Genomic DNA, 392 nt, shown 5'->3' with positions numbered 1-392 from the left:
CCGTTACTCATTGGCTTAATTACAGGCGTGTGGCGATACCATGTGCCGCAAGCCATCTTCACTACGCGGCGGTTCTCGCCATTTACCTGAATCATGTATTTCCCCGGTGATGGGCAATAAAAAAGGCCGCTATTCTGCGACCTCTTCAATATATTCTTTGCTGGTAATCCAGTCTGGCCTTTCCCCTTTGCCGACGTGAAAATCTATAATATCCAAAAGTCGAGGGTAGAATTTCAGCGCCTTTCTCCCATCCATTTCCGCTATTTCCCGCTTGCTGAACTGTCGCCATTGCTCAATTGTGTGATTCTGGCAACCCGCCTTAACGTATTCTCCGCTCGTGATTTGTACATAGTAGGTGTAACCCATAATCACGAAGGTGTGATCCGGCAGGT

At 48.0% G+C, this 392-nt stretch carries 1 pseudogene; it reads right to left on the bottom strand.

What is annotated here, in order from left to right:
* Positions 1-129 precede the first annotated feature (129 nt).
* Positions 130-392 (bottom strand): annotated as a pseudogene (locus GSQ70_RS25885) (pentapeptide repeat-containing protein); the annotation flags it as partial.

It is taken from the genome of Pantoea sp. BAV 3049 (genome assembly GCF_009765445.1).
GTDB lineage: Bacteria > Pseudomonadota > Gammaproteobacteria > Enterobacterales > Enterobacteriaceae > Erwinia.
This window is presented reverse-complemented; position numbering and strand designations above follow the sequence as displayed.